The sequence below is a fragment of the Shewanella sp. SW24 genome (assembly GCF_025653395.1).
Taxonomy (GTDB): domain Bacteria; phylum Pseudomonadota; class Gammaproteobacteria; order Enterobacterales; family Shewanellaceae; genus Shewanella; species Shewanella oncorhynchi.
This window is the reverse complement of sequence record NZ_JAKKSH010000039.1, coordinates 25,075-32,744: the sequence shown is the minus strand read 5'-3', so window position 1 is coordinate 32,744 and position 7,670 is coordinate 25,075. Positions and strand designations below refer to the sequence as shown.

At 46.4% G+C, this 7,670-nt stretch carries 4 protein-coding genes and 1 pseudogene; 2 read left to right on the top strand and 3 right to left on the bottom strand.

Going from position 1 to position 7,670, the window contains the following annotated elements:
* Positions 1-226: pseudogene (locus L5M17_RS21160) on the top strand (IS4 family transposase); the annotation flags it as partial.
* Between the two features lie 80 nt (positions 227-306).
* Here L5M17_RS21160 and L5M17_RS21155 read toward each other — a convergent pair.
* Together L5M17_RS21155 and L5M17_RS21150 are read right to left on the bottom strand one after the other, a co-directional pair.
* A complete protein-coding gene (locus L5M17_RS21155) occupies positions 307-1,608 on the bottom strand; it encodes a DEAD/DEAH box helicase (protein ID WP_028761337.1) in 1,302 nt (433 codons plus the stop codon).
* A 362-nt stretch (positions 1,609-1,970) separates the two neighbouring features.
* Positions 1,971-3,539, bottom strand: coding sequence for a methyl-accepting chemotaxis protein (locus L5M17_RS21150; protein WP_131523609.1), 1,569 nt, complete (start codon positions 3,537-3,539; stop codon positions 1,971-1,973).
* 531 nt (positions 3,540-4,070) lie between these two features.
* Here L5M17_RS21150 and L5M17_RS21145 point away from each other — a divergent pair.
* Complete coding sequence (locus L5M17_RS21145) at positions 4,071-5,336, top strand: HD-GYP domain-containing protein (protein ID WP_263149057.1); 1,266 nt, start codon at positions 4,071-4,073, stop codon at positions 5,334-5,336.
* A 173-nt stretch (positions 5,337-5,509) separates the two neighbouring features.
* Here L5M17_RS21145 and L5M17_RS21140 read toward each other — a convergent pair whose 3' ends face one another.
* Complete coding sequence (locus L5M17_RS21140) at positions 5,510-7,297, bottom strand: aminopeptidase P family protein (protein WP_263149056.1); 1,788 nt, start codon at positions 7,295-7,297, stop codon at positions 5,510-5,512.
* Between the last annotated feature and the right edge of the window lie 373 nt (positions 7,298-7,670).

Here is a 7,670-nt window from a genome sequence, read left to right as displayed (position 1 = left end):
CCCCAATCAACTGAGTTTTCGGGATGCGGCGAGTTATATCATCTTCAAGTTGACACAACTGCCATCACAAACACCGGGGAATGTCCCGAGAGACGTATTGGATATAGAACGAAATGCACGGCAATTTAAGCTGGATGGTAAACGGGAAAGGGCATATCCACGAGTTCTTAAAATGAGCAAAAACAAGTTTCCGGTTAGACCAAAGAAAAATGCCGTTCACTCTTAAGTGAACGGCATTATCCCTTGGGACGCTTTTTGCTTTAATAACGAGACTGATAGGCGAGGTGCATTGCCTATGTTAGTTGTTTATTTCAGCTTTTTCGCTTTGCTCGGTGCTTGACCAACTTTCATTTTTACGCGGCGGCCCTGCATGTTTTTCTCAGCAGCAACTTGAGCACCGACGTTGTCGGTTCTTTGTTGCTTTTTGGCAAAGCTACGGCGGGTTTGCAATTGCTTTAATAGCAATTCGCGGCTGCCAACTTCATAACCTGGCACAGTGACGCGGCGAATCTGTTGGCCAATCAATTTTTCGATATCGGCTAAGGTGCGCTCTTCTTCGCGGCTCACAAATGAAATGGCTACGCCTGTTTTTCCTGCACGGCCTGTACGACCGATACGGTGTACATAATCTTCTGCGAGGAAAGGTAAGTCATAGTTGACTACGTATTCAAGGCTTGGAATATCCAGACCACGGGCGGCAACTTCGGTGGCAACCAGCACTCGTACATCTCCCGCCACAAACTCACGCAGTGCGCGGCGACGACTGCCTTGGCCTTTTTCACCGTGGACCACTTCAGATGGGATACCATCTAAGTTTAATTCTTTGACTAGCGTATCGGCGGCTTCACGGGTCGCAGTAAATACCAATACCTGTTGCCAGTTTTTCTTGCCGATAAGCTCAGAAAGCAGTTCGCGTTTACGGCGTTGTTCAACCGGATAAACTACTTGGCTAACGGTGTCGGCTGTAGTGTTTTGTTTATCAACGCTGATCACTTGCGGTTTAACCATCATGTCGTTGGCGAGTTTTTTCACCGCACTTGAGAAAGTGGCCGAGAACAACAGGTTTTGACGCTTCTTATTTACCGCTTGAAGGATCTTTTGGATATCGGCGCTAAAGCCCATGTCGAGCATGCGATCGGCTTCGTCTAGCACTAAAAAGTCGACGTTCGACAGGCTTAAGTTACAGGCGGTAAGGTGCTCAAGTAAGCGACCAGGGGTGGCAACAATCACATCGGCGCCGCGTTTCAGCTTTTGCGCTTGAGTCTCAATCTTTACGCCGCCGTAAATGGTTAAAACACTGAAGTTTAAGTACTTGCAGTAAGCCGTAACGTTGTCAGCCACTTGAGCTGCAAGCTCACGGGTTGGCGTAAGGATTAATACGCGGGCATTCGACTTTAGCGTTTCGCTTGGTTTTTCAACCATCTTTTGTAGGATCGGCAGCGCGAAAGCGGCGGTTTTACCCGTACCGGTTTGGGCACTGGCTAAGACATCTTGGCCGCGGCGAATAGCAGGTATCGCTTGCTGCTGAATAGGCGTCATTTGTTGATAACCGCAATCTGAGATAGCGCGCAAAATCTCGGGGGAAAAACTAAAAGATTCAAATCTCATTTTGGATTCCTATCGTTCACTTATTCAAACATTCAAGCGCCACTAGCCTCTTTATCACTCGTCTAAAGGAGAGAGGTGTACCGGCTGGCTCATTCTTCCACACAGATTTTATAAGAAAAATGGCGGGCGCGGAGTATAGCAAAAATTTCGGTTAAAACCTGTACTTTTTAGTGTTTTGGCATTTTATCTGCACCATTTCATCAGGAGGGGATAAAAGGCTTGGCACTGGTTCAGGTGGGCTAGGTCTTATTGATCTATACAAGGGTTGAGTAAAATATGGACTCAACAATACGGATTAAAGCTCGCTACATTAGAAAATACCGCAACCTAGGCTGCGGTATTTTGGATCTTTTACTTATTGTTTAGCCGAAGGTGCGCCTCAGGCCAAGGGCTTTTTCGGCATTGTGTTTAAGAAGATGGGCTGCATCACCAATCAGATGGGTTGCAGCTAAGTTCTCGGCGCTGGCATGGGTGATGGAGTGAATATTACTGGCGATCTCATTGACCACTTGACGCTGTTGATCGGCTGCCACTGCATTTTGTTGGGCAAAGGTGTGGATGTCACTCACTTCTTGGTAAATGGTGTTTACATTGTCGGCGGACAGCTGAATATCGCTGGCACAACGCTCCGCATGTTGACGGCTTTGTTCCATTTCTTTGGCCCATGCGTTGAGCATAGTGAACATCTTATCGACACTCTTAGAAATACTGTTGGTCGATAGCTGGGTTCTGCTCGATAGGGCGCGTACTTCATCGGCGACCACGGCAAACCCACGGCCTTGTTCACCCGCACGGGCAGCTTCAATCGCGGCATTGAGGGCGAGGAGATTAGTTTGCTCGGCAATAGAGTCAATTTCGCCCATCGCATTAGCTACTTGCTCGGCTTCTTTATTTAATTGATGGGCATTGTTGGTGGCATCGGCAACAGACTTTGCCAGTTGCTCCATTTTTTGAGTGTTGGCCTTCATGTTGGCACTGCTTTTAAGGCAGAGATCATAGGCGGTATTGATGCTAGTGGAGGTGAGATGGGTATTCTGCGCCACTTCTGTGATGGTTGAACTCATTTCTTCCATCGCGCCAGAGAGCTGTTCTAGCTGACTTTTCTCTTGATCTAGGCTGACATAGGTTTGCTCGGTCGCGACCACTAATTGATCGGCAATTGCATGTAATTGATTGGCTTGATCTTGGGTGCGCCCAAGTACGCCATTCATTTTAGCCTGCAGCATGATGAGCTGGAAATCGAGGATAGAAGAGGTATCTGCACCCGAGTAAATGTAACGACTGATAGAGTCATATTTGGTTTGCATTTCAATCAGTTTAGCGGGAATACGAAAGGCCTCATCGTAGAAAATGGCGAGGTTTAAACTCATCAGAATTGCCCCTGCGATAATTACGCCCCAGCCCCAAAAGTAGCCAGCGATCAGTAAACCTGTGGAGGCTACAACCGCAGATACGATACGTTTTTGCATTAAACTTAAGGGTTTAGGAATGGATTTGTCTAATTTGAGTCTTTGGTAAATCTCATTAGCTTTCGTGACGTAGGCGGCTTGAGGCTGAATGCGCACCGATTGGTAACCGATAATAGTGCCGTTTTCAAACAAGGGCGAAACAAAGGCATCAACCCAATAGAAGCCACCATTCTTACAGCGGTTCTTGACTATGCCGCGCCAAGATTGGCCTGACTTAAGTTTTTCCCACATTTCTTTAAAGGCGGCGCTCGGCATATCCGGATGGCGCACCATATTATGGGCACTGCCAATTAATTCTTGATCGCTATAGCCTGATACTTCGGCAAAGCGGGCATTGACGTAAGTGATGATACCGCGAGTATCAGTGGTGGAAATGAGTTCATCTTGTGGTGTTAAGCGGATTTCTTGATCTGATCTCTGTGTATTAACTATTTTATTCGCTGAGGCGTTACTCTGGCTCATTTAGTGTGTCCATTCAGGGCCGATGTGGTTCATTAGGGTTCAGGACGCGGTGTTAGGCGCGAATTTTCTTGTGCTGACTCTCATCGGAGTAAGCTTGTTATGTGATAAGAGTATCATTTTTGTGTGGGTATAGGAGAGCGGTTTCTCATGGCTGACAGGTGAAAATCAATCGTTCGTCGTATTTATAAGCTATTGCAATATATAAAGTTTTTAAGTAGTGAGAATGTGGAGTTAAACGAGCGTTTATCCTGTTAAATCGTTAATTCTAGTATTTTGTATAGGGTTATTCTTTTATGTCTTGAGTGGGTATTTGTCATTCATCTTAAATATAAATTATGTTCGATGATATTGGACTAATGTCGTTGATTCGGCTTGATATCGCAGTATTCATGGAGCGCTTTATTGGCCTTAGTCTATTCTTTAATGGGCAACAAAAGATGGTTTATTTTTCCTTGCTTCAGTGGTGTATCTTGATTTTGCTCTTCTAGTTTATTAGCTCACAGCGGGAATGCTACATAAGAGGAACTTCCCATGGCGATATCACTTAGGCGTGGTGTAACTAAATTAGCCACAGCGTCCTTGGGAACAGCGGCGGCACTGCCACATTGGCGACGTTTGATCTTTGAACGTTTATTTGGCTTTCTAGCGATTCTCTGCGTGCCTGTATATATCACTAGTGTGTATTTATGCGTCATCGCCGATCTCTGGTTTATGGTGGTATTTGATACGCTGGCTTATCTGTTTTTACTGCTTTTACTGTATTTTCCTAAGCTTGCTGATAGTACGCGTTTTGGCTGTGGCTGCTTGCTGGGTTTTGCTATCGGCATCGGTTTTTTAATTGCGATTGGCCCTTCGGGAGCTGGTTTTTTCTGGTTATTTATTTTCCCGCCGTTAGTCGGTATTTTTTTAGGAAATCGAGCCAGCTTATATGCCCAGTGTTTGAATGGGCTAAGTTTGGTATTGATTGGTTTTGCCTATCATTTTAATTGGCTCAATTGGCCTGAAACCCAAGGTTATAGTGTCGGTATTTGGGCCGTTGTCGTGGTCAATTTTATCGTGACCAATGCCATGTTGACGTTAACCATCACTTATTTATTAGGTAAGTTGGCTGACGCACTCGATTCAACCTTAGCATCACGCCAAGCTACCGTATTAGGCTTAGCTAAACTCGCCGAATACAGAGATAACGAAACGGGCGCGCATTTGCTACGTATGCGGCAGTATTCGAAAATGCTCGCGTCGCAGCGACTACTGGCCGCCAATCCTCCTGCAGAATTGAACGAAGATTATATTCAAGACATTAGTTTGTCGGCCATTTTGCACGATATAGGTAAAGTCGGTATCGCCGATGCGATTCTGCTTAAACCGGGTAAATTAACGCCGCAGGAGTTTGAGCAAATTAAAGCTCATCCTGTGATCGGGGGACAAGTGCTACGCAGTTTGTTGGAATATGCGCCCCAATGTACTTTTATTCAGATGGGCCGCGATATTGCTTCGGGTCACCATGAAAAGTGGGATGGTAGTGGTTATCCCCTTGGTTTGAAAGGTGAAGATATTCCGCTTTCGGCGAGGATAGTGGCCCTAGTTGATGTTTATGACGCGCTGACTTCTCCCCGATGTTATAAGCGGCCCTTTAGCCACCAAGAGGCTATCGAGTTAATTATTGAAGGCAAAGGTCAGCATTTCGACCCTGAATTAGTCGATTGTTTTATGGCAATTCATCAGGACTTTGAAGTGTTGTCTAAAGCATCGCTGGATGATGCTTATCAGCCGATGGCACAACCTACTATGGTTTAGCGACTCATGTTTTTAAATCGTGTTTTGAAATCATGGTTTTGAAATAAGGCGTGGGTTTTAAAACACACTGATAGCGCTAAAAAAACGCCCAATGCTAATTGCCTTGGGCGTTCTATTTTATAGCGCGTAAGTGACTAATATAACGACTTAAATCGCTATTTATCAGCGGAGTGCTAAATTGCTTTAGTTACTTGATTTAACCAAGCCAATTCATCCCCTGACATCAACGGAGAAAGTGTATTGAAGACTTGCTGATGATAAGCATTAAACCAGTCTATTTCCCCTTGCGTTAACAGGCTCTTATCAATAAGGCGCGCATCCATAGGGATCATAGTCAACGCATCGAATTCATACATTTCACGCTCAGCCCCTTTAAGTGCTTCGCAGTGCTGAACGACGACGAGGTTTTCTAGGCGAATACCGAAATCGTCGGCGCGGTAGTAACCCGGCTCGTTGGAAAGCACCATGCCGGGCATCAATGCGATACCGTTGACATTTTTACCTATGCGCTGCGGACCTTCGTGCACACTTAAAAAGTGACCCACACCATGGCCTGTGCCGTGATCGTAATCAAAACCATGTTGCCATAGATATTGGCGGGCGAAGGCGTCGAGCTGCTGGCCTGAAGTACCTTTTGGGAAGCGAGCTTGGTCTAGCGCGATATGACCTTTTAGCACCAGCGTGACCATTTTTTTATGCTCATCGGTCACTTCACCTATCGCAATGGTACGGGTCACATCTGTCGTGCCGTCAATATACTGAGCGCCAGAATCCACTAAGTAGATGCTGTCCATTGTCATCATGGCTGGTGTGCCATTGTTGTGATTGTAATGGCACATAGCGGCATTAGGACCAGCAGCTGAAATCGTGTCGAAACTTGGCTCGCGGTAACGCTCATCTTCTAGGCGAAAGCTTTCCAATTTATCCGCAAGGGTGCCTTCATTGTGCATGCGATTGGCTGCCACTTCGGCATCGAGCCATGCAAGGAATCGACTCACGGCGACACCATCGCGGATATGACAGGCACGCATGCCGGCCAGTTCTGCGGCGTTTTTCTGCGCTTTAGGTAAAGCGACAGGATCGATTCCGGCAATTAATTTTGCTCCTGCCTCACGGGCAATGTTTTGTGCCCAAGCGTTTGCAGAATTCGGATCGGCAAGTAGTTTTACATCCTGCATGCTGGCGAGTGTATCGGCAAGAGATGCCTCGCCCTTAAAGCTTACGCTAGCACCAACATGCTCCTCAATGCCCTCTGGGAGTTTGCTTAAATCGGTGAAAAGCTGCATATCGCCATTGGCGTGGAGCAGGGCACTGCCGAGTACAACGGGCAGGCGCGGTACATCATTGCCGCGAATATTGAGTAGCCAGCAGAAAGAATCTAAGGCGGCGATTAAGGCGACATCACCACCGGCTTTTTTTACTAATGCACCAATTTCAATGCGTTTTTGCAGGCTGGTTTTACCAGCACTCTCGTTGCTAAACAAAGTGATAGGCGCGTTCGACGGTGCTGGCCGATTCTGCCAATGCAAATCGATAGGGTTTTGTTCAACTGCAACTAATTCGATTTGGGATTTATTTAAGGTTGCTTTGGCATTTTCATACCAAGCTAAGGTGTGTAAGCGCGCATCGAAACCAACGCGAGACCCTGCTGGTAGCGTGTCACATAACCACTCAATTTGTGGTGTATCGGTTAGGCTTTCATAACTGAAAAGTGTGGCATCGACTTGCAAACGAACTTGAACCGTATAGCGGCCATCGGTAAATATTGCGGCTTTATCTTTCAATACGATAGCCATACCCGCCGAACCGGTAAAGTTGGTTGCCCAGTACAAACGTTCGTTATGTGCCGGCACATATTCGCCCAGATATTCGTCGGCACGGGGAATAATAAAAGCATCGAGATTAGCAGATGTTAATTCGTTACGAATAGCACCGAGACGGTTAGCGATTGATTGTGACATATGGGCTCCAATAGAGACTGGCATGCTATGCGAGTCGGTAGGCAAAGATCGCCTAAGGATGAATGGTTTATACCCAAACAACCTGAAGATGCAGGATTCAGCGGTAATTTAACGCACTTTAGGCAAGGCGGTTATTTGCAGACCTAGTGGGCTAAGTTAAAAATAACCAACGCAGTATAAAGTGCGTTAAAAACCGCCGGGACGGAGCGTCTAGGGCACTTCACTTCCGTGTTGCATCAGCCGACATTCTGTCATTGATACGCCTTGAATTGAAGCACCCTAGGCGCTCTGAAACTCGTATCTTCAGGTAGCTTGGGTATATGTTGATTTGAGTTTTAACCGGCTCGGATTATCGCAAGTCTAGCGCGCTAGA

Bases quoted from the DNA above. Each gene is read 5' to 3' on its own strand.
- L5M17_RS21155 (WP_028761337.1), bottom strand. From the start codon at position 1,608: ATGAGATTTGAATCTTTTAGTTTTTCCCCCGAGATTTTGCGCGCTATC.
- L5M17_RS21145 (WP_263149057.1), top strand. From the start codon at position 4,071: ATGGCGATATCACTTAGGCGTGGTGTAACTAAATTAGCCACAGCGTCC.
- L5M17_RS21140 (WP_263149056.1), bottom strand. From the start codon at position 7,297: ATGTCACAATCAATCGCTAACCGTCTCGGTGCTATTCGTAACGAATTA.
- L5M17_RS21150 (WP_131523609.1), bottom strand. From the start codon at position 3,539: ATGAGCCAGAGTAACGCCTCAGCGAATAAAATAGTTAATACACAGAGA.